At 63.3% G+C, this 19,711-nt stretch carries 16 protein-coding genes; 13 read left to right on the forward strand and 3 right to left on the reverse strand.

From position 1 onward, the window contains the following. The first annotated feature begins 81 nt into the window (after window positions 1-81). The 9 genes from lat (at window position 82) to O1W68_RS05735 (ending at window position 12,235) form a co-directional block, all read left to right on the forward strand. Window positions 82-1,425, forward strand: a complete 1,344-nt coding sequence (lat, locus tag O1W68_RS05695) for an L-lysine 6-transaminase (RefSeq protein WP_269301941.1) — start codon at window positions 82-84, stop codon at window positions 1,423-1,425. A 191-nt stretch (window positions 1,426-1,616) separates the two neighbouring features. Then, window positions 1,617-3,467, forward strand: a complete 1,851-nt coding sequence (locus O1W68_RS05700) for an anthranilate synthase family protein (RefSeq protein ID WP_269301942.1) — start codon at window positions 1,617-1,619, stop codon at window positions 3,465-3,467. Between the two features lie 131 nt (window positions 3,468-3,598). Continuing rightward, a complete protein-coding gene (locus O1W68_RS05705; protein WP_269301943.1) occupies window positions 3,599-5,680 on the forward strand; it encodes a putative bifunctional diguanylate cyclase/phosphodiesterase in 2,082 nt (693 codons plus the stop codon). Window positions 5,681-5,727: 47 nt separating this feature from the next. Beyond that, window positions 5,728-6,141: a TIGR03668 family PPOX class F420-dependent oxidoreductase gene (locus tag O1W68_RS05710; RefSeq protein WP_269301944.1), complete on the forward strand. Its 414-nt coding sequence runs from the start codon at window positions 5,728-5,730 to the stop codon at window positions 6,139-6,141. A 199-nt stretch (window positions 6,142-6,340) separates the two neighbouring features. Beyond that, window positions 6,341-9,580: a bifunctional lysylphosphatidylglycerol synthetase/lysine--tRNA ligase LysX gene (lysX, locus tag O1W68_RS05715; protein ID WP_442972305.1), complete on the forward strand. Its 3,240-nt coding sequence runs from the start codon at window positions 6,341-6,343 to the stop codon at window positions 9,578-9,580. A gap of 13 nt (window positions 9,581-9,593) precedes the next feature. Continuing rightward, the gene (locus O1W68_RS05720) at window positions 9,594-10,463 is read left to right on the forward strand and encodes an alpha/beta fold hydrolase (protein WP_269301945.1); all 870 of its coding nucleotides are present in this window, start codon (window positions 9,594-9,596) and stop codon (window positions 10,461-10,463) included. Between the two features lie 98 nt (window positions 10,464-10,561). Then, window positions 10,562-11,569, forward strand: a complete 1,008-nt coding sequence (locus O1W68_RS05725) for a beta-ketoacyl-ACP synthase III (RefSeq protein WP_269301946.1) — start codon at window positions 10,562-10,564, stop codon at window positions 11,567-11,569. Between the two features lie 76 nt (window positions 11,570-11,645). Next, window positions 11,646-12,050 (forward strand): PPOX class F420-dependent oxidoreductase, encoded by a 405-nt coding sequence (locus O1W68_RS05730; RefSeq protein ID WP_269301947.1) that lies wholly within the window; start codon window positions 11,646-11,648, stop codon window positions 12,048-12,050. Between the two features lie 2 nt (window positions 12,051-12,052). Beyond that, a complete protein-coding gene (locus O1W68_RS05735; protein ID WP_084348221.1) occupies window positions 12,053-12,235 on the forward strand; it encodes a hypothetical protein in 183 nt (60 codons plus the stop codon). On the opposite strand, the gene O1W68_RS05740 is transcribed toward O1W68_RS05735, so the two are convergent. Continuing rightward, window positions 12,219-13,511, reverse strand: a complete 1,293-nt coding sequence (locus tag O1W68_RS05740; protein ID WP_269301948.1) for an MFS transporter — start codon at window positions 13,509-13,511, stop codon at window positions 12,219-12,221. The genes O1W68_RS05735 and O1W68_RS05740 overlap by 17 nt on opposite strands. An 83-nt stretch (window positions 13,512-13,594) precedes the next feature. Here O1W68_RS05740 and O1W68_RS05745 point away from each other — a divergent pair, with 83 nt between their 5' ends. The 3 genes from O1W68_RS05745 (at window position 13,595) to O1W68_RS05755 (ending at window position 16,741) form a co-directional block, all read left to right on the forward strand. Then, window positions 13,595-14,497, forward strand: coding sequence for a LysR family transcriptional regulator (locus tag O1W68_RS05745; protein WP_269301949.1), 903 nt, complete (start codon window positions 13,595-13,597; stop codon window positions 14,495-14,497). 39 nt (window positions 14,498-14,536) lie between these two features. After that, the gene (locus O1W68_RS05750) at window positions 14,537-15,163 is read left to right on the forward strand and encodes a histidine phosphatase family protein (protein WP_269301950.1); all 627 of its coding nucleotides are present in this window, start codon (window positions 14,537-14,539) and stop codon (window positions 15,161-15,163) included. An 87-nt stretch (window positions 15,164-15,250) separates the two neighbouring features. Next, window positions 15,251-16,741 (forward strand): phage infection protein, encoded by a 1,491-nt coding sequence (locus O1W68_RS05755; protein ID WP_269301951.1) that lies wholly within the window; start codon window positions 15,251-15,253, stop codon window positions 16,739-16,741. Here O1W68_RS05755 and O1W68_RS05760 read toward each other — a convergent pair. Further along, window positions 16,724-17,020, reverse strand: a complete 297-nt coding sequence (locus O1W68_RS05760; protein ID WP_269301952.1) for a putative quinol monooxygenase — start codon at window positions 17,018-17,020, stop codon at window positions 16,724-16,726. The genes O1W68_RS05755 and O1W68_RS05760 overlap by 18 nt on opposite strands. A gap of 121 nt (window positions 17,021-17,141) precedes the next feature. On the opposite strand from O1W68_RS05760, the gene O1W68_RS05765 reads away from it, so the two are divergent. Continuing rightward, window positions 17,142-18,680 carry an MFS transporter gene (locus O1W68_RS05765; RefSeq protein ID WP_269301953.1) on the forward strand — a complete coding sequence of 513 codons (1,539 nt, stop codon included), beginning with the start codon at window positions 17,142-17,144 and terminating at the stop codon, window positions 18,678-18,680. Here O1W68_RS05765 and O1W68_RS05770 read toward each other — a convergent pair. Beyond that, window positions 18,671-19,582 (reverse strand): cutinase family protein, encoded by a 912-nt coding sequence (locus tag O1W68_RS05770; protein ID WP_269301954.1) that lies wholly within the window; start codon window positions 19,580-19,582, stop codon window positions 18,671-18,673. The genes O1W68_RS05765 and O1W68_RS05770 overlap by 10 nt on opposite strands. Window positions 19,583-19,711: the final 129 nt, after the last annotated feature.

Here is a 19,711-nt window from a genome sequence, read left to right on the forward strand (position 1 = left end):
ATCTAGTCGAAGGCCCGAAGACAGGAAAATATACTGCCGAGCGGGCTTGCTAACGGAATATTAACGCGTATCTTGAGCACTATGACGCAGGTATTACAACGCGCGGCAGCGGCCACATCGACTGTCGACGCCCACGAGGTTCATGCCATCATCGGTCGCCACATGCTCGCCGACGGATTCGAGATGGTTCTCGATCTCGACAAGAGCCAGGGATCGACGCTCGTCGATGCCAGGGACGGCACGTCGTACCTGGATCTGTTCACGTTCTTCGCCTCTTCGGCGCTCGGGATGAACCATCCCGGCCTGGTGTCGGACGAGGCGTTCCGAGCCGATTTGCTGCAGGCGGCGATGAACAAACCGAGCAACTCCGATGTCTACACCGTGGCCATGGCGCGGTTCGTCGATACCTTCGCCCGAGTGCTGGGAGACCCGCGTCTGCCGCACCTGTTCTTCGTCGAAGGCGGTGCCCTCGCCGTCGAGAACGCACTCAAGGTCGCGTTCGACTGGACGAGTCGATGGAACGCCAAGCACGGCATCGACCCAGCACTGGGTACCCAGGTACTGCATTTCGAGCATGCGTTCCACGGCCGCACCGGGTACACGATGTCGCTTACCAACACCGACCTCAACAAGGTCGCCCGGTTTCCGAAATTCGATTGGCCACGCATCCCGTCCCCATACATCCGCAGCGGCGTGAACATGGACGCGCTCGAAGCCGACGCGCTTACCGCAGCCAGAGTCGCCTTCGAGGTAAATCCTCACGACATCGCTTGCGCGATAATCGAACCCATTCAGGGCGAAGGCGGCGACAACCATTTCCGCCCGCAATTCCTGGTGCAGCTACAAGATCTGTGCCACGAGTACGACGCATTGTTCGTTCTCGACGAGGTACAGACGGGCGCCGGAATGACCGGCACCGCATGGGCTTTCCAGCAACTCGACGTCGTCCCCGACGTGCTCGCGTTCGGCAAGAAGGTCCAGGTCTGCGGCGTCATGGCGGGCGGGCGCGTCGACGATCTCGACGATCACGTCTTCGCTGTCTCCTCACGAATCAACTCCACGTGGGGCGGAAACCTCACCGACATGGTGCGTTCTCGCCGGATACTCGAGATCGTCGAATCCGAAGGGCTGATCGAGCGCGCCGCCACGCTGGGGCGCCACCTGAAGGGCCGCCTCGACGACATGGCGACGCGGCACGAGATGGTCACCGAGGTACGCGGCCGCGGGTTGATGTGCGCTTTCACGATGCCCGACGCCGGGAGCCGCGACCGCTTGATCGAGGACCTCCGCACCGAGGAGCACGTTCTCGCACTCGGATGCGGCCATAGTGCGATCCGCTTCCGGCCTGCGTTGACGATCAGCGAAGCAGACTTGGGCCGTGCCGTCGACGCGATCGAGCGCGTACTGATGCGGATGGCGAGCTAGCTCGGGGCGCGAGAGTGTGTACAGTCACTCGACATGTACGCACCTCTACTCGTTGCAGGATCATGGTGGTGGCGCTCTTAGGCGCCCACACCTTTGCGTACTTCAACCGTGGCCGCCTTTCGAGGTGGCCATTTTTTGTTGTCTCGGCCCCTCGGCGGGCAGCCTTTTGCGAATCCGAAAGGCTGATCGACGTGCACGAAGCTCCGACCTCGAAAGTTTTGAAGAAGGCTCTCACCGGTTCCGCGCCATTCGCGATCCTGAGCCGCGAACACGGCATCGACGTTCTGATCGGCGATGTCACCGATGCGCCGTCCCTCGCCGACATTCCATTGAATCCGCATGCCGACGGCCCCGACGTGTTGGCACTGGTCCCATTTCGGCAGGTCACCGAACGCGGTTTCGTATGCCATGACGACGAATCCCCGCTGCAGTGCCTGCAGATCCGCGAGCATGCCCTGCTGAGTATCGACGCTGTGCTCGGCGCACTTCCGAGCGCCGAACTGAACCTTCTCGACGGCCGTTTCGAGCCCGAAGACGACGCGTATGCTGCGGTCGTGGAGCGGGTGCTCACCGACGAAATCGGCCGGGGTGCGGGTGCGAACTTCGTCATTCGTAGGGACTTTCGGGCCCAGTTGGACGATCCGATCGCCAGTGGACTCGAGATCTTCCGAAGACTTTTGGTCGGTGAATCGGGTTCGTACTGGACATTTTTCGTACACACACCGCAGATAACGCTCGTGGGTGCGACCCCGGAACGGCACGTCGGATTCGATGGCAAGACGGCGATCATGAATCCGATCAGCGGTACCTACCGGCACCCGGTCGAAGGCCCTTCGGGCGCAGGTGTTCTCGACTTTCTCGGGGATGCGAAGGAGAATGACGAGCTGTTCATGGTCGTCGACGAGGAACTGAAGATGATGAGCCGTATCTGCGAAAACGGTGGCCGCGTCATCGGTCCGCGCCTCAAACAGATGGGTCATCTGACGCACACCGAGTACATCCTGGCGGGAGACAGTGCGCTGGATCCACGCGAGATCCTGCGGGAGACGATGTTCGCACCCACTGTCACCGGTTCGCCGATCGAGAACGCCGCACGCGTCATCGAGCGTTACGAGAACACCGGTCGCGGTTACTATTCCGGCGTGCTGGCACTGTTCGGGGGCACCGACGGGGTGAGCACACTCGACGCACCGATCCTTATCCGCACGTGCGAGATCTCGCCTGCCGGTGAGCTGAAGATATCGGCAGGCGCCACCCTCGTTCGCAACTCGATACCCGAACACGAAGTGGCCGAGACACGTTCGAAGCTCGGTGGCGTACTTGCCGCCCTCGGTGTCGAACCAGCACGTCCACGCGGAACGGACGCGGTCCGTCTCGACACCTACCCGGGCGTCGCCGACGCGTTGGCGTTGCGTAACGACAAGCTGGCGTCGTTCTGGCTCGACCAGCAGCCGCTCGTCGTGCTGCCCGAACTGCTGGGCCGTACCGCGGTCGTCGTCGATTTCGAGGATCAGTGGACGGCGATGATCGCCCATCAGCTCCGCCACCTCGGCATGGACGTGTCGGTTCTTCGATGGGAAGAGTACTCCGGCACCGACGCCGACCTGCTGGTGTGTGGACCGGGGCCCGGGGATCCGAACGATCTTCTCGACAACCGGATTCGTGCTGTCGAACGGGCAGTCCGCGCTCGACTCGACGCCGGCGCACCGCTACTCGCGATCTGCCTGAGCCACCAGGTTCTCGCGCGGATTCTCGGCCTGGGCGTCGTCGCGCTTCCTCATCCGCAGCAGGGGGTTCAGCGAGCGATCGAGCTTTTCGGAGAGCATCGGACACTCGGGTTCTACAACGCGTTTCTGGCGCAGCCGGGAGAGATTTCAGGGGTGGAATCCTCGGTCGATTCTCAGGGCGTCAACGCGCTACGCGGTGCCGGATTCGCGTCCGTTCAGTTCCATCCGGAGTCCATATTGTCGACCGACGGGATCGACGTTCTCCAGTGCATGGTTCAGCGGTTGTTGGAGCCGGTCGGCGTGGTATCGGCATGAGCGCCTTTCGGACATAGGTCTTCAGAAGTCGTTCAAGCGTCTACCAAAACAAGGTAATCATCCTGTTTCTAGCGCGAAAGCAGACTTTCGGGCTATTCTTGCGCGTGGCCGACCGGTCACAGGGGGGGAGTATGAACCGAGATCCCGCCATGCCCCGACCACGAATCGAAGATCCGCATTCGGCGCCACGTGACGCGCTGGATGCGATCCCCGAAGCCCTCCTGCTTGTCGACGCCTCCCTTGTCATCACCTACGCCAACCCTGCCGCTGCGCAACTGCTGGGTACGACGCTCGATCGCCTCCTCGGACGCGAACTCGAAGCGTGGTTCAACGAAGCCGCTCGGGCAGAATTCCTTGCAAAGTGCACCCTCCCCGGCTGGTCCGGCGTGGTCGAAGATTTCTCGTACGCACTGCAGAAGTGGCTGTCGTACAAGGTCAACCCAGGCTCGGGTGGCTACGCAATCTGGGCTCTGGATGTCACGACCGAGCGGCTCGGCAACGGTCGAAGCGAATGGACCGACGAGCTCGCCCAAACCATGCTCGACGCAGTCCCCGCTGGGACCGTTGTACTCGACACCAACGGCACCATTGTGCTGGTCAACCAACAGTGGGATCAGTTCTGGGGCAGTTGGCCGGGTGGTTCTCGCTACGTTCCGGGCGAAAACTACTTCGATATGTGGCGCACTGAGGCCGAGTCCGGAAATCAGGACGCCGCGATCGTCCTGACCGGACTCCAGGGACTCGTGGCCAGTGACTCGGCGATGCATACCTTCGACTTCCGATGGTCCACACTCGAAAACAAATACTGGTACCGAATGCGTGCCGCGCTGCTCGCCGACGGAAACGGCCTCTACATCACCCACACCGACATCACCGCTCTTACGGCGGAGCTGGGTGAGGCTTCGCGGCAGGACCCGCTGACCGGCCTGGCCAGCCGCGACGAGATCGAAACGCTGTTGCGCGTCGAACTCCAGCGGCGTACCACCGACAACGAGGTCAGCGTCCTACTCGTCGACATCGACGGTTTCAAAGAGTTCAACGACGCGCTCGGACCCACACAGGGTGACGAACTGCTCCGCCTCGTCGCACACCGCATCGAGGCGTCGACGCGCCCCACTGACACCCTAGGCCGACTCACCGGTGACGAGTTCGTGGTCATCGCCCGCGGATGTCAATCCATCGCGGCACGCGCACTTGCCGCCGGGTTCGTCAGCGTGCTGGAGCCGTCGTTCGAGCTCGGCACCCGCCAGCTGACCATCACTGCCAGTGTGGGCGTAGCCACCTCCGATGCGGAGAACACCGACCCGGTTCAACTCATTCACGACGCAACCACGGCGATGCACGCAGCCAAATCGCTCGGACGCAGCAGCCACCAGGTGTTCTCGACCGACCTGCGCGACAGCAACCGCACCCGGTTGGAAATTCTCGAACGCTTGCGCGGGGTGGCCATGGCCGAACACGAACTGGAGATGCTCTACCAGCCCATCGTCGAAGTGTCTTCCGGCATCGTCATCGGCGCCGAAGCACTCATTCGATGGAATCATCCCGAACTGGGTCTACTGATGCCCGACACCTTCATCCCCCTCGCCGAAGACGCCGGCCTCATCATCCCGCTCAGCAACTGGATTCTCAACGAGGTCGGCCGTACCATCGCCAGCTGGCAACATCGCGGTATCGCGGCGCAGATCGGCATCAACGTCAGCCCACTGCACTTCGCCGCAGGAACACTGGCCACCGACGTCATCGACGTCATCGACTCACTCGGCATCGAGCCCGGACGCGTCGTACTCGAATTGGCAGAATCGAAATCGTTGCACGACGTCGACGCCGTGCAGTATCAACTACTCGACGTGCGCCGACACGGCGTTCTCGTCGCGATCGACGACTTCGGCTCCGGCTTCTCCTCGCTCGAACGCCTCGCAACCCTTCCCGTCGACATCCTCAAGATCGACAAATCACTCACCCAGCACCTCGACAGCAAGAACCTTCAGCGCAGGCGGGCCATCTCCGCGCTGTGCAAAGCTGTCGTAGACGTCTCGCACGACCTCGGCAAGGACACTGTTGTCGAAGGTATCGAAACGCCAGAACAAATGGCTTCCTGCACTGACATGGGAGTCACCTTCGGACAAGGCCACCTTCTCGGTCATCCGATGACAGCCGTCCAGCTCGAGAAAGTTCTGTTCCAGGATGGCGCACACAGTGCCTCTGCATGACAGAGCCCCAGCTTCTTACGCACCCCGGATCGAGGAAGGAATCAACCGTGAAGATCGCCGACGACACCATCAGATTCTCCGCCGCCCACCGAGCGATCCTGTCGACGATCAATCCCGACGGCACACCACATCTGGTGCCTGTCGTCTTCGCCGTCGTCGACGATCGCATCGTCACCGCCATCGACTGGAAGCCGAAATCCACCCGTGAACTCCAGCGACTGGCCAACATCCGCGCCGACCCGGCTGTCGGCCTCATCGTCGACAATTACGAGGACGAGTGGGACAACCTGTGGTGGGTTCGCGCCAGCGGATCGGCCCGTGTCGTCGACGCTCACTCCGACGAGGGCAGAGCCGCAATCGACGCCCTCGTGGAGAAATACGACCAATACGCTTCCGTGCGCCCGGAGGGGCCGGCAGTCATCGTCGAAAAGTTGAGCTGGCGGTCCTGGAAAGCCTCCTAACCAGCACCCTGTAGGCCCACGACTGTCGAATGATCCCCCCTGAACCTGCTGTCGGCGTTACCGTTGCCCCTGAGTAGTTGGGTAGTGGCAACGCTGACGGCAGGAGTGGGCATTGACGAGCACATCGGTGTCACCGGAGAAGTCCGCCCGCGCGGAGGAGAAGCCCGCGCGGGCCTTTGCGCCACCCGAACACGGCCGGCTGGCGCAGGTTCCACACATCGCCGGCCTGATTCTCGGCACTTTCGCTGTGCTGGTGTTTCTGTGGAGTATCTCCCCGGCGCTGCGAGAAGCCGTACGGGTACCGCGAGAGTACGTGGACAACTTCTACATCGATGCCCCGGACACCTCACTGGCGTGGGCGCTCGTAGTCGGTCTCACGGCGGCAGCACTGGCAAGCCGTAAGCGCATCGCCTGGTGGTTCCTGACGCTCTATCTCGTACTCTTCGCACTTACCGATCTCGCCGAGGGTATCCAAGAGAAGAACGCCAACGCCTGGGTCGCCCTCGGCGTTCATGTCGTCATCATCGGCATTCTGCTGGCAGCGCGCAAGGAGTTCTACACCCGAGTACGACGCGGCGCGGTGTGGAAGGCACTCGGAGTTCTCGTCCTGGGCGCGATCATCGGCACCCTGCTCGGATGGGCTCTGGTCGCATTGTTCCCCGGGACACTGCCGGAGAACGAGACGTTCCTGTGGGCCTTCAACCGCGTCACGGCATTGGCGACGGTCGACAACGAGCAGTTCAGTGGTCACCCACACGGTTTCGTCAATACTTTGCTCGGCCTGTTCGGCGCACTCGCCTTGCTCGCAGCCGTCGTCACCCTGTTCCGGTCCCAGCGCTCGACCAACGCGCTGACGGGTAGCGACGAGTCGGCACTGCGCGGCCTCCTCGACAAATGGGGAGCGGACGACTCCCTCGGCTATTTCGCCACCCGACGTGACAAGGGTGTCGTGTTCGCCCCGAGCGGTAAGGCTGCGATCACGTATCGCGTCGAGGTCGGGGTGTGTTTGGCCAGCGGCGATCCCATCGGCAATCCCGAGGCGTGGCCGCACGCCATCGAAGCGTGGCTCGAGTTGGCCGCAAAGTACGGGTGGTCGCCTGCGGTGATGGGGGCCAGCGAAATAGGTGCGACGGCGTACAAACGGGCCGGCCTGAACGTCCTCGAACTCGGCGACGAGGCCATCCTGTACACCAAGACGTTCAACCTCAACGGCCGTGAGATGCGTCCGGTCCGCCAAGCCGTCACACGTGCACGCAAGGCCGGCGTGACGGTGGAAATACGCCGTCACCGCAACATTCCTGCACCCGAGATGGCCGAGATCATCGACTGCGCCGACACGTGGCGCGACACCGAGACCGAGCGCGGATTCTCCATGGCGCTGGGCCGCCTAGGCGATCCGCTCGACGGCGAATGCATGCTGGTTCAAGCCAGACAGGGTGAAAAAACCGTCGGAATTCTGTCGTTGGCGCCGTGGGGGCGCACTGGCGTGTCGCTGGATCTGATGCGACGCGATCCCCAGTCCCCCAACGGAGTGATCGAACTTTTGGTCACCGAATTGGCCACCGGTGCAGATCAATTCGGTGTCAGCAAGATTTCTTTGAACTTTGCGGTGTTCCGAGCCGTATTCGAGGAAGGCAGTCGAATCGGTGCTGGGCCGGTCCTGCGGATCTGGCGTTCGATGCTCGTGTTCTTCTCGCGCTGGTGGCAGCTCGAAGCGCTGTACCGCTCGAATCTGAAGTATCAACCCGACTGGGAGCCTCGCTATCTCTGCTTCGCCGACAGTCGCGTACTACCGAAGGTCGGCATCGCATCTGCCATTGCCGAGGGCTTTCTGACGCTGCCGAGTTTCCGACGCGCACGCAAACACACCGGTAGCCACGTAGCTGTGCCTGCAGCTCTCGCCGACAGTACCGATATCCACAGTGACGGAAGCGGACCGGAAAATGTAGCGGAGGAGGACGAGCAGCCGCAGGGGCCGCGGCGCCCCGACCAGGTTCGCGTCCGGATCTCCAAGCTCGAGCGCCTCGAGAGCGAAGGCACCGAGGGCTACCCCGTCGCGCATCCGCCGACGCATTCGGTCGCCGAGGCATTGGCGGCCCCCCAAGGGACGACGGTTCGGATTGCCGGTCGCCTGCTGCGAATTCGCGACTACGGCGGGGTGGCCTTCGCGATCGTGCGGGACTGGACCGACGACATCCAGGTGTTGTTCGACCGGGCGCGCGTCGGGGACAAGCTGGACGTATTCGATGCCGACTTCGACCTGGGCGATCTGATCGAGGTCAGCGGAGTAATCGGACGAAGCAACAAGGGCGAGTTCTCACTGCTGGCCGGCGACTGGCGGATGAATGCCAAATGCCTGCACCCGCTGCCGGACAAGTGGAAGGGCCTCAAGGACCCGGAGTCTCGGGTGCGTCAACGCTACGTCGATCTTGCGATCAACCGCAGCACAAGGGATTTGATGATCGCTCGCAGCAACGTCGTCAAATCGATGCGAGACTCACTGTCCGGCCGCGGATACATGGAGGTGGAGACGCCGATCCTGCAGCAAGTTCACGGCGGAGCGAACGCGGCGCCGTTCATCACGCACATCAACGCCTACAACCTCGATCTGTATCTGCGGATCGCACCCGAGTTGTACTTGAAGCGGTTGTGCGTCGGCGGGATGGACAAGGTGTTCGAGATCGGCCGCGTGTTCCGCAACGAAGGCGCCGACTTCAAGCACAACCCGGAGTTCACCATCCTGGAGGCATATGAAGCGCACAGCGACTACGAGCAGGCGATGGTGTTGTGCCGCCAGCTCATTCAGCAAGCCGCTATCGCCGCACACGGTCGCGAAATCGTTCTTCGACCCGACGGCCCGAACGGCGAGATGATCGAAATCGACATTTCCGGTGAATGGCCCGTCAAAACACTGCATGGGGCCATCGCAGAGAAGCTCGGCGTCCCGGTCGCCCCCGACACCTCGCTCGCCGAACTTCGCAGACTCTGCGAGGAGAACGACGTTCCCTACGAAAAGACTTGGGATGCAGGCGCCGTCGCACAGGGGATGTACGAGCATCTGGTCGAGGACTACACCGAGTTCCCCACCTTCTACACAGACTTCCCGACGTCGATGTCACCGTTGACCCGTCCGCATCGGTCGATTCCGGGTGTTGCCGAGAAGTGGGATCTCGTCGCGTGGGGTGTCGAACTGGGCACGGCGTACAGCGAGCTCACCGACCCCGTCGATCAGCGTCGCCGACTGACCGAACAATCCCTTCTGGCGGCGGGTGGCGACGAGGAAGCGATGTCGCTCGACGAGGACTTCCTGCAGGCACTCGAGTACGGCATGCCGCCGACAGGCGGTCTCGGCATGGGCGTCGATCGCGTCGTCATGTTGATCACCGGTGGCAGCATCCGCGAGACCTTGGCCTTCCCCCTCGCGAAGCCGCGACAGTAACGAAAAAAATGGAATGTTTCACATGAAACAATCACCTCCCGGCAGGTTCGTCGTAGTCGACGGACTGCGCACTCACGTCGTGGTGACCGGTGGTGGTCCGCCGATCGTCTTGTGCGGCGGACTCGGAGGCAATTGGTTCGACTGGGACGACGCGGCCGCAATTCTGTCGGCATTTCATACCGTCGTCGTGTTCGACCGACCCGGGTTCGGGCTCAGCGAATCGTTTCCGCGCGGCCACACCCCCACCGTCGAGGCCGAGGCAGCTCGCATCGCCGGCGTTCTCGACGCCCTCGAGCTGCCAAGCCCGGCCGTGGTCGTCGGGCACTCGATTGCGGGGTTCTACGCAGAGGCGTTCGCTCGGCTGTACCCGTCACGCACCGCGGGAATGCTGCTGCTCGACTCGAGCGCGGAGCGCGATCCGCGGCATCTGATTCCGAGGCGCTGTCGTATTTCGGTGGCATACGCTCTCTCGAGGACCCTGACGAAACTCGGACTGCAGCGACTGCTCGGAACGACGGTCCGACGCATTCTCAATCAGTCCATCCCTCCCGACGGCATTCCCATCGAGACCTACGACTGGATTGCACAGATCTATCGGACGCCGTCGTACCTCGAGGCTGCGCTGGTGGAGGACTTCGTCTACCCGGATATGGCACTCGAGCTCAACCGAATCAGGCGCACCCATCCGATGCCGGATGTGCCTACGACTGTCGTCGCCGCCCATACCGGCCGTCCGACACCGTGGGGACGCCACTGGATCGCCAAGCAACGACGATTGGCGCACTATCTCGGCGCCGAATTCACGGTCGTCACGAACGCCCATCATCACGCGATGATCGACCAGCCCGCCGAGGTGGCAAGCCTGATCGCCGAACTGGTGTGACGCACCGAACTCCGCGCACGTAACGTGTCCTCTCGAGCCCGTAGCCCAAGACCCGATCCACAGTTCGGCGATGGCGCGGTAGCACGAGAGGAACACAGATGGGTGCATCGATAAGCACAACTTCCGGCCGACAGTCCAAGCTTCTCGGCTTGGGTGTCCACCGCCCCGAGCGGGTGGTGACCAACGACGAAATCTGCGAAACCATCGACTCGAGCGACGAGTGGATTCAGACGCGGACGGGCATCAAGAATCGTCGCTTCACCAAGCCCGAAGAAAACGTCGTATTCATGGCCATCGAGGCCGGCAAGAAGGCTCTCGCGGCAAGCGGCGTCTCAGCCGAGGACATCGATACCGTCATCGTCGCGACGTCGACGCACCTCGAGCAGACCCCACAGGCTGCCGCCAAGGTTGCGCACGCACTCGGCACCAAGGGCCCTGCCGCATTCGACATCGGCGCCGGCTGCGCAGGATTCTGCTACGCCCTCGCCGTCGCGTCCGATCTGGTCAAGGCCGGAACCGCCAAGTACGTCCTCGTCATCGGCGCCGAGCAGCTGAGCGAGACCACCGACCCCTACGACCGCACGACGCGATTCATCTTCGCCGACGGCGCGGGCGCGGTAGTCGTCGGCCAGAGTGACGAGACCGAGATCGGGCCTGCCGTCTGGGGCTCCGACGGCTCACAGGCGGACGCGATCTACCAGACCATCGACTGGTACGACTACATCACCACAGAGGGTGCCGAGCGTCCCTGGATCAGGATGAACGGCATCTCGGTCTTCCGCTGGGCCGCGTTCGAGATGGGCAAGGCGGCACAGAAGGTGATCGATGCCGCGGGCATCAAGACCGAGGAACTGCACGCGTTCATCCCGCATCAGGCCAACAGCCGGATCACCGAACTGCTCGCCAAGAGCCTGCACCTCGGCGACGACACTGTCGTCGCCAACGATATCGAGGAGACCGGCAACACCTCGGCCGCGTCGATTCCGTTGGCGATGGAGGAATTGCTGCGCACCAACAAGGCCAAGGCGGGCGACACCGCCCTGCTCCTCGCCTTCGGAGCCGGCTTGTCCTACGCCGGGCAGGTCGTCAAGCTCCCCACCCTGTAGTTCCTCTCTTCCAGCAGTTCTTCTGCTTCGGCCGAGACCGACCTCGTTCGTTCTCGGCCGGAAGTAGAGTGGCGTCATGCCGAAACCACCGCTGCCGCCAGAGGCCATCGAGCTACTGAAGAAGCCGAACCCCGCAGTCATGGCGGTGGTACGAGCAGATGGAACTCCCATCACCGCCCCCACTTGGTACCTGTGGGAGGACGGCCGGATCGTCCTGAACTTCGAGGCCAGCCGCAAGCGCCTCGAGCACATCCGCGGCAACCCCAGGGTCTCGATCTCGGTGCTCGACGAGGCCAGCTGGTACACCCACATCACCATTCACGGCACCATCACGCTGGCGGACGATCCGGATCTGGTCGACATCGACCGCATCTCGACCCACTACACCGGTGACAAGTACCCGGTGCGAGACCAGCCGCGGGTCACCGGTTACCTCTCGGTCGACGCATACGTCGGCTGGGGCAGCATGAAGACCGACTAGTCGTGCTGTCCACACCCGTTGCGATCACCATCGGTTCGGTCTGCATCGGATTCGTCCTGTTCGTCTCGGCGGCCGCCGGAGCTCAGCAGAAATGGGATCGCCGAGGCGTCATCGCGATGTTGATACTGGCGATTTGCTGTCTGAGCGTCGTCCCACTCACCGTCGCGCTCAGTGCTGCGGTGTGAGCTGTGTTGTCGAGGTAGGGGTTGTCGAGGTAGGGGTTGTCGAGGCGTGCAGGGTGGTGTTCAGTCTTCTGCCCTGTAGCAGTGCCCATCCACCGGCGGTCACGATCAGAGCTATGACGAACAGCGCCATAGCGGTCCAGCCGTACATCTGAAATACCACTCCGCCGAGCCAGCCGAGAACGCTGGATCCGCCGTAGTAGAAGAGGTTGTACAGCGACGTCGCCTGCGTCCGTCCGACCACCGCTCGCTGACCCGTCCATCCCGACGCGATGGCGTGGGCGGCGAAGAATCCTATGGTCAGCACGACCAGTCCGGTCAGGAGGACGATCAGGTTGGTGCTGATGGTCAGTGCGACACCGGCCGCCATGGTGGCTGTCGAACCCGCGAGGACGACGCCTCTGCCGTGACGGACCGCCAGTTGTCCGGCAATGCGCGAGGACACCGTTCCGCTGAGATATGCCACGAAGATGAGGCTGATGAGCGACTGCGGGAGCCCGAACGGGCCGGCCTCGAGCCGGAAGCCCAGGTAGTTGTAGATGGCGACGAATCCGCCCATGAGCAGGAAGCCTTGGCCGTACAGGGTCAGCATGCCGGGCTCGCGGAGGTTGGCCCATAAGCGTCGCGGCAGTGAGGGTCCGTCGCGGGAGACGGTAGGAGATCTGCGCGGCGTCGGTGCCAACCACACGAAAAGGGCAGCCGCTGCCGCTGCGAGAACCGACACCGTCAAGGTCCCGACGCGCCAGTTGGTGTACTCCGCGACAGGTCCGGCGACGATCCGACCCAGCAGACCGCCCATGGAGGTACCGGAGACGTACGTTGCTGCGGCGAGCGCGGTGTGTTTGCCGTGAACTTCCTCGCTCAGGTAGGCGATGGCAATCGCGGGGAGTCCGCCGAGGGCTGCACCTTCGAGGAAGCGAATCGACAGCAGCATCGGTAGCGACGAAGACAGCGGAACCATCAGTCCCAGAATCGTTGCGGCGATCACCGAGATCGTCATCGCGCGGACTCGTCCGATCCGATCGGCGACCACCGACCAGGGCAGGACCGCAGCGGCGACACCGACCGTGGCCGATCCGACCGCAAGAGAGGACTGCGACGGCGTGATGTCGAGGCCGGCCGCGATGAGCGGAAGAATGCCCTGCACCGAGTAAAGCTGCGCGAACGTCGCGATACCCGCGAACAACAAGGCCGCAACCAGGCGCTTGTATTCACGCGACCCTCGAGGATGGCCCTCCCAGAGGAGGTCGGCGTCCGCATCGGTCGTCGATGAACTCATTTTCTCGACGCTATCTCCGCGGTGTACATGCGTCCAATGCATATGCACCCGGCAATCCATACTTCAGCGATATCATTGCAAAGGTGCGCGAGGAATCGAAAGAACTACTCCCCCTCATCCCGACGCTCGTTGCCGTCGCGGAGACCGAGCACATCACCGAAGCTGCCCACCTGCTCGGGATCCCCCAGCCGACCGTCAGCCGACAGATCGCCCGGGCAACAGCAATCCTCGGGGTTGCGGTCGTCGAACGTCGCGGACGCGGCATCGCGATGACTGCCGCAGGGCGAATCCTGATTCCCTACTTGCAACGGGCCCTGGTCGATCTGGAGGCCGGTCTCGACGCGATGAGCGAGCACGACGCGAAGGCCCGCGGCCGAATTTCCATCGCGTTCCAGAACACGCTCGGCGAGGACATCGTGCCGGCACTGATCAAGGCGTTCGGGACCGGTCATCCGGCCGTGACATTCGATCTCGATCAGGGCGCCCGCTCGCGCTGCCTCGACCGCCTCGACGACGGCTCCGCCGACCTCGCCTTCGTCTCACTCAGTACCGAGCACACCGACGCCAATTCCTTCCAGCTCTACGACGAACGACTGGTCCTGGTCGTACCCACCGGACATCGCCTGGCCGGTCGCCGTGCCGTGCACGTCATCGACACTGCCGAGGAGCGCTATATCGCCATGGGCCACGGGTTCGGCATGCGGTCCATCTGCGAAGGCCTGTGGGCCGAGGCAGGCATGTCCCCGCACATTGCGTTCGAAGGACAGGACATCCACACCATCCGCGGACTGGTCGGAGCCGGTCTGGGCGTGAGTATTCTTCCCAAAATTCGCGGGCCACAATACGAGACCGTGGAAGTACCCCTGGCCGATCCGACTGCCCGGCGACGCATCGGCATGATCTGGTCCGAGCGCATACCGGCGAGCCACGTGCAGGCCTTCCGCGCAATGACGATCCGCAACGGCCGCAGTCTCGTGGTCAGGTAGGCACGGTGATCAAGTAGGCACGGTGGTTAAGTAGGGACGGTGCAGCTCATACTGGTTCGCCATGCGCTCCCGCAGCGCTCCGAAGACACCGCCGATCCCCCACTTGCCGAACTCGGCCACGAACAGGCCACCCGCATCCCTGCCGCGCTGGCCCGGTTCGCGGTTGCCAGGACCGTCTCGAGCACTCAACTCCGCGCCCGGCAGACCGGCTCGGTGTTGGCCGCCGAGCTGGGGTCGACGCTGGAGTCCGACGAGCGCCTCACCGAATACGACCGAGATTTCGGCGGCTACGTTCCGATCGAACTTGCGCGCACCGAGTTCCGCGATGCATTCGACCGGATCAAGGCCGGACACCTACCAGAGGAGGTCGACGAGGACGCGTTTCGTACGCGAGTACTCGCCGGCATCGACGCAGCGGTCTCGGGAGTCGAACACACCGACACGGTGGTGGTGTTCACCCACGGCGGTGTCATCAACATCCTGCTCCAGGACATCCTGCAGACCCCCACGGTGCTCGGATTCCCGATCGACTACTGTTCGATCACTCGAATTCTGTACTCCCGCAACGGTAGTCGATCGGTCGCAGCGGTAAACGAGACGCAACACGTGTGGGATTTGCTGCCCCGCAACAGAGACCGATCCGCCAACTCCACAGAGAGCTCTTAAAGTGCCTGCTCAGAGCGGCGTTTCAGTCCACATCTGGGCTTCTCGTGGTCATGGTGCCGTCAGTGGCCGGTTAGCCTCGACACCACTATGGGTAAATTCCGAATCCTCCGGCAACCGACCGCCGCTCTCGTTGCTCTCGCCTTTCCTCTGGTAGCGGCCGGAGCGTTCGCGCTCGGTGCGGGCTACGACCTGAGCCCCGAAGACACGGCGCCGGCCACCGCGGACACGGCAGCCGGTACACCCAGCGCGTCCACCGGCGATCCCCTGTCAACCTCGAGGAAGAGCCTGCAGCAAGCAGGCTTACCCATCAGCTTCCTGTCCGGGGGCGTCTCCCAGCTGACCGATGGCGGTAAGCAGCTCAACGACGGCGTCGTGATCCTCGCCGACGGCATAACCCAAGCTCATGACGGCACGATTCAGCTCGCCGACGGATTCGTCCAATACCGTGACGGCATCGGGCAACTCGGTGACGGTGCATCCCAGATCAGTGGCGGAGTCGATCAGCTCGTCGATCAGCTCGCCGGCTTCGGTGCTCAGCAGGGTGAGTTCACCGCGAAGCTCGAAGCCACTGCACGACAAATCGACAGCTTCCCGCACCCCGGATCCGACGCCATCTCCGGCCAGATTCGCTCGGTGATCGACACCCTGAACACCCAGGGATTCGGCCCATCGACGCTCGATCAGCTGCAGACCCTCAAAGGCGGTGCACGCCAGCTGTCCGGTGAGCTGAACGATCCATCCGGCCAGTTCCTGACTGCTACCGGTCAGCTCGGCGACGCTACCGTCCAACTTCGAGACGGACTGGGCCAGCTCGACGACGGCGGCGGACAACTCCGAGCCGGAACCGACCAGTTGGTGACGGCCGTCGGCCCGGTCTCCGGAATCGTCAGCGGTATCGCGACCAACGTCCAAGAAGCAACCGCCGGGCTCCCGACGGCCAAGGAGCTGAGCGCGGGCTCACCTGCACCTTCTTCAGGGACCGAGGTGACGCAGGCAGCCGCGTCGAGCACGCCGGTGGCGCCGTATCTTGTCGCAGCGCTCGTCGCGGTCGGCGCTATCGGCGCGGTGAGCCTGGTACGGGTTCTGAGCCGCGATTCCCGCTTCCGCTGGATTGCGGCCGCGGTCGCCGTCTTCGCCGTCGGGGTGTGTGCAGCATTGGCGTTCGCGTTCACCGCGCCCGACACGGGGATCGGTGCCCTACTGGGAGCGGGCCTGTTCCTCGTCGCTTCCGCAGCCGCCTATTTAGCCGCCGCCGGCGCAATCCAACGACTGCTCGGCATCGTCGTCGGCCAAGCTGTCAACGTCGGCTTGCTACTCGTCCAGGTCGTGGTGTGCGGAGCTGCCTATGCGAGTAGTGCCTCGATCTGGGGTCACCTGTCGGCGTTCATGCCGATGAGTTATACCGCCGCGGGCGCGCGCGAGGTCGGATACGGGCAGATGACCTCGACAGGCTGGCTGGCAATCGGTCTGACCGTCGTTCTCCTCGCTGTCTCCGGGATCGTCTTCAGAACTCTCGATACCGAACCCGGCGACAGCGAAGCGAACGAATCAGGCGGGAAACTACCCGACTACGCGTAGCGGGTGAATGGACGGCGCACTGGCGAGGTGGGCACCGAACTCGCCCAGTGCCTTCTGCAGGTGGGGTGTCTGCATGTGCGCGTCGAGGTCCTCCTGCGATCCCCACACCTCGATGGTGACGAAAGTGCCCGGCTCGGAAGCTGACTCGAACAGTTCGTAGGAGACGTTTCCGCTCTCCTTCGCCGACTCTTCGGCCAGCGTTGCCAGACCTGTTCGTATGGCATCGACCGACTCCGGCTTGGCGGTGATGGTGGCGACAACCTTCAGCTCACTGGGCATACTGCGTCCTCTCGTATGTGGCACCTGACAGGCAACCACCGAATGCGACGGTACCGTCATGTGGGTCCTCCGCATCGGCGTTGGCGAACAAAAGAAGTGATTGCGGCGGAAGAAGAGATCCATGACCGGCGACCCCCCGAAGGCAACCCGCAAGGATTGGCTCGGACTGAGCGTTCTCGTAATCCCGATACTACTGGTCTCGATGGACATGTCGGTGCTCTACCTGGCGCTTCCTTTCATGACCGCAGACCTGGAACCGAGCAGCAACCAAACACTGTGGATTCTCGACCTGTACGGCTTCCTTCTGGCTGGTCTGCTCATCACGATGGGTTCTGTCGGTGACCGGATCGGCCGTCGCAGACTACTGATGATCGGTGCAGTCGTTTTCGGAGCCGCATCGCTGCTCGCAGCCTTCTCGACGTCACCCGAGATGCTACTTCTCTCGCGAGCACTCCTGGGCGTCGGCGGTGCCACCATTGCGCCGAGCACATTATCATTGATACGCAACATGTTTCACGACCCAGGTCAACGAAAAGAAGCCATCGGACTGTGGACCGCCGGGTTCGCCGGGGGCGGCGCCCTCGGTCCCGTCATCGGCGGGGCGTTGCTCGAGCACTTCTGGTGGGGCTCGGTGTTTCTGATCAACATTCCGATCATGGTCGTCCTGCTCATCTCGGCGCCGCTGCTGGTGTCGGAGTTCAAGGATCCCGATCCGGGCCGCTTCGACCCGCTCAGCGTCGTGCTGTCGATCGCGGCGATGCTCGGGATCGTCTACGCAATCAAGCACGGCGCACAGGACGGGATCGACGCTACGACTACCGCCACGGCTACCGCCGGAGCAGTTCTGGGCTTGCTCTTCCTACGAAGGCAACGGCGCGGGCGCGACCCCCTCATCGACATCTCCCTGTTCGCCGAACGTGCCTTCAGCGCAGCAGTACTCGTTCAATTCCTGGTGATCTTCGCGCTCACCGGATTCAGTCTGTTCGCCTCGCAGTATCTGCAGCTGATCGTTGGGCTCGGTCCACTGGAGGCGGGTCTGTGGCTGCTGATCCCCGCGATCGCAGCCGGAGCCGGGGCGGTACTGGCACCGAGCCTGAGCAAGATCGTCTCGACCGGAGCGATCATCGCCGGCGGACTCGCCTTGATCGCCGTCGGCGCCGCGGCGATGGCGTTCATTCGACCCGATTCCGGACTGCCGCTCCTGGTGGTGGGCATGTCTCTGCTGGCGCTCGGAGTCGGTGCGTCTTCGACGCTCAACTCCGACATCGTCCTCACAGCTGCGGCGCCGGAAAAAGCAGGTGCCGCCTCGGCACTGTCGGAGACCGGCGCCGAACTCGGCGGCGCCGTCGGTATCGCCATCCTCGGAACGATCGGATCGACCGTCTACCGCCACCGACTCGAGGACACCCTGCCCGCGGATACCCCGGCGGACATCGCCGGGGCGGCGTCCGAGACCGTCGGCGGCGGCATGACCGTTGCCGACCACCTTCCGCCACCACTGGATTCGGCACTGCGAGACATCGCGGCATCGGCGTTCGTCGACGGGCTCACCCTCGCCGCCACGTGGAGCGCACTAGGGATGGGAACAGCGGCGATCGTGGTCTATCTCCTGCTGCGGACCCAGCCGACCGGCATCGAAGCCGGACCTTCTCAAGCCTGATCGAGGAGGTAGTTCGCCAACCACGACGTTGCACTCGTTCCATTGCCGTCCACCGCATAGCTTCCGTATTCCTGGTGGATCCCAGAGCGATAGAACGCGTCGATTTCGCGTCGACGCTGCTCGTTCGCCTGATCGGTCAGCTGACCCTGCAGTACCGGAAGACCGCCCGCTGCCGACAGATCGCCGATGAGAATCTGCGCTTCCTGCTGCGCCTTCGCGACCACATCGGGGTTGGGATCTGAAGACACCGCGAGGAAGCCGGCGAGTCGGGAAATGTAGTCGTCCTTGGGCGTCGAGCAGTACAGATCACCGATCGCGCAGAACGTCTTCACCACCGGGCTGACGAAACCGAACCCACCGACGCGCGGGCCACCGACACCGGTACCGACGACCTCGGGGCCGACCAGTGCATCAGCGTCGGAACGCTTCGGATCGGAGATGAGACCGACCGCGACAACCCTATTCGCCGGCACTACGCCCAGACCCGTTCCGATCGACGCAGCGAGATCGCCTGCAGCGTCGGCACCTTGGCTGTAACCGATTATGCCGAGCTTCGTTGCTCCGCACTGCGCGGCCATCGCTTCGAGCATGCCGCCCGCATTCGCCTTGGCGATCGCTCGAGACTCCCCGTAGATCCCGCCCTCCCAAGGAAACGCGGTGGCCGGGTACGACACGTAATCGGTGCGTACGGACGAACTCGCGATGCGGTCGGTGACGGCCGTGAGCATGCCCGGCTTGGGCGCCGCGCCCGAACTCGTCTCCCACGTCCCCGGGATCGCGACGACGTACAGATCCGGGCAGCCACCTGGATCGGCCGAAGCGGTAGACGTCGACAGGACCGACGTCCCAGCAGCAACCGCCATGACGGCTCCGACGGTGGCGACGAGCTTTTTCACGCGCATGGTTACGGCCTCACTGCAGTAGCGGACTCTCGACTTCGAGGGTCAGGATGCCAGTCCCTGATGTCGAATTGATGCCCAATCGGTAAACGGAGGTTACCTAAAACCAGGACATCTCACCATCGGTAACGA

It is taken from the genome of Rhodococcus sp. H36-A4 (assembly GCF_027158005.1).
Lineage (GTDB): Bacteria > Actinomycetota > Actinomycetes > Mycobacteriales > Mycobacteriaceae > Rhodococcoides.

What these genes read in the sequence shown, in the direction of transcription:
- lat (WP_269301941.1), top strand. Translation starts at nt 82, where the DNA reads ATGACGCAGGTATTACAACGCGCGGCAGCGGCCACATCGACTGTCGAC.
- O1W68_RS05705 (WP_269301943.1), top strand. Translation starts at nt 3,599, where the DNA reads ATGAACCGAGATCCCGCCATGCCCCGACCACGAATCGAAGATCCGCAT.
- O1W68_RS05720 (WP_269301945.1), top strand. Translation starts at nt 9,594, where the DNA reads ATGTTTCACATGAAACAATCACCTCCCGGCAGGTTCGTCGTAGTCGAC.
- O1W68_RS05725 (WP_269301946.1), top strand. Translation starts at nt 10,562, where the DNA reads ATGGGTGCATCGATAAGCACAACTTCCGGCCGACAGTCCAAGCTTCTC.
- O1W68_RS05730 (WP_269301947.1), top strand. Translation starts at nt 11,646, where the DNA reads ATGCCGAAACCACCGCTGCCGCCAGAGGCCATCGAGCTACTGAAGAAG.
- O1W68_RS05740 (WP_269301948.1), bottom strand. Translation starts at nt 13,511, where the DNA reads ATGAGTTCATCGACGACCGATGCGGACGCCGACCTCCTCTGGGAGGGC.
- O1W68_RS05755 (WP_269301951.1), top strand. Translation starts at nt 15,251, where the DNA reads ATGGGTAAATTCCGAATCCTCCGGCAACCGACCGCCGCTCTCGTTGCT.
- O1W68_RS05760 (WP_269301952.1), bottom strand. Translation starts at nt 17,020, where the DNA reads ATGCCCAGTGAGCTGAAGGTTGTCGCCACCATCACCGCCAAGCCGGAG.
- O1W68_RS05765 (WP_269301953.1), top strand. Translation starts at nt 17,142, where the DNA reads ATGACCGGCGACCCCCCGAAGGCAACCCGCAAGGATTGGCTCGGACTG.
- O1W68_RS05770 (WP_269301954.1), bottom strand. Translation starts at nt 19,582, where the DNA reads ATGCGCGTGAAAAAGCTCGTCGCCACCGTCGGAGCCGTCATGGCGGTT.